This window comes from Corallococcus aberystwythensis, assembly GCF_003612165.1.
Taxonomy (GTDB): domain Bacteria; phylum Myxococcota; class Myxococcia; order Myxococcales; family Myxococcaceae; genus Corallococcus; species Corallococcus aberystwythensis.
Genome location: NZ_RAWK01000520.1, coordinates 1 through 1,773 on the forward strand (window position 1 = coordinate 1; position 1,773 = coordinate 1,773).

General features: G+C 73.8%; 1 protein-coding gene. It reads right to left on the minus strand.

From position 1 onward, the window contains the following. Positions 1-64 precede the first annotated feature (64 nt). On the minus strand, positions 65-1,753 hold the full coding sequence (locus D7W81_RS41150) for a HEAT repeat domain-containing protein (RefSeq protein WP_120560739.1): 1,689 nt from the start codon (positions 1,751-1,753) through the stop codon (positions 65-67). Positions 1,754-1,773: the final 20 nt, after the last annotated feature.

Here is a 1,773-nt window from a genome sequence, read left to right on the forward strand (position 1 = left end):
GATCAGGGGGGCGGCCATGGGGGGCTGGGACTCTAACCGCCGCGGCAGGGTCCGCCAGTCCGTCTCAGGGAGGGGTGGATCCGGCCAACCGGGAGGCCGCCGCGGCGCGGACCTCCGGGGAGGGATCGCGCTCGCGCGCCAGCTCCAGGAGCAGCGTGCCCACGGGCTTGGGCAGCTTCGCGTTCGACGCCTGCTGGAGGGCCTGGGTGCGCTCCTTCACGCCCTGCGACAAGCGCTCGGCGACCTGCTGATCCGCGCAGGTGCGCACGCCCGGGTGCTGCTGGCGCAGGATCAACTCCGCGTCCGCGAGCTTCGCCTCGGAGAGGCGCACCGCGTCCTGGGCGATGCGCTCGAAGGTGGCCAGATCCTCCGGGAACTCCGTCTTCTGGTTGCGGACCCGGGCGATGGCCTGGGCCGCGAAGCGCGCGTCCACCACCGCCGCGCAGAGCTGCCGGGCCGACGCCAGGGGCACCCCGCCCTCCGCGGACACGGTCTCCTCGCGCGCGGTCGTCTGGGCCCACACCGCGAGCTGCCGGGCCGCCACCGCCGCGGAGAACGCCTGGCGGCGCTGCTCACGCAGCTGCACCCAGCGCCAGAGCACCAGCGGATCCGTGGTGCCGGACTCGTAGACGCGCTGGTACTGGCTGGCGGCCTGCTCCAGCTGACCGCTCAAGTCCAGGAGCGCCGCGACGGCGATGTACAGCTCCGGGCTGCTGGCGCGCTCGCGCAGCCCCTCCAGCCGCACGGCGACTTCATAGGCGGCCACGGGGGCGGGCAGCGCGGAGAGCACCGAGCGCAGCGACGACAGCGCGTTCTGGCGGATCAGCGGGTTGCGCGCCGTGCGCAGCGCCTCCAGCAGCGGATCCACCGCGCGCACGGAGACGTGCTGGCCCAGCTCCTCCGCCGCCTGCCAGCGATCCAGCGGATCCGGCGCCACGAGCGCGCGCTTCAGGTCCTCCAGGTCGCGCAGGTAGTGGCCCGCCTGCATCGCGCGGGCGGCGGGCTCGGTGCGGGAGAGGGCGCCCTGCTCGGCGCGGGCGCGGGCCAGGCGCGCGGGGAAGCCCGTCAGCTTCGGCCCCAGCGGGTGGGCCTTCACCTTCGCCTCGGCGTCATCCACCAGCCCGGAGACGAGCAGCCCCTCCACCTCCAGTTCCAGCAGCTTGACGCGGGCCTCCTCGCGGTGAACGCCCGCGGGGAAGTCGCGCAGGTAGGCGAAGAGCTTTCCGGCGTCGCTGGCCTGGGTGAAGGACTCCTCGTCCAGCTTGCGCTCCAGTTCCTCACGGCGCGCGCCCGCGGCCTCGCCCTGGAGGAGCTGCGACACGCGCTTGAGGTCGGTGGTCGTCTGGACCTCGCGCTCCTGGGCGGCCTGCAGCCGGGCGCGCGCCTCGTCGCGATGGGTGCCGTCGGGGTGCTCGGCGAGGAACTGCCGCCACCCGGCGTCCGTGTCCGCCTCCTTCGCCGCGTTGAAGCGCAGGCCCTCCAGCAGCGACTGCGCCATCCGCCGCTGCGTCGCGTCCGGGTACGTCTCCAGGAAGCGCTTGTAGGCGAGGACCGAGTGCAGCCGCTTCGCCTCGTCGAACTCCAGCCCCTCGATGCGCCCCTGGGCCGTCGTGGCCTCGGGGTCCTCCGGGTGCTCGCGCAGGAAGTCCTGGTAGGCCTGCACGGTGTCCAGCTCGCTGGCACGTTCGAAGGACGTGTGCGAGCAACCAGTGGCCAGGAGCACGAGGGCGAGGGCGCGTCGGAAGGTGGGCATCCCCTCCAGCAATACCCCAC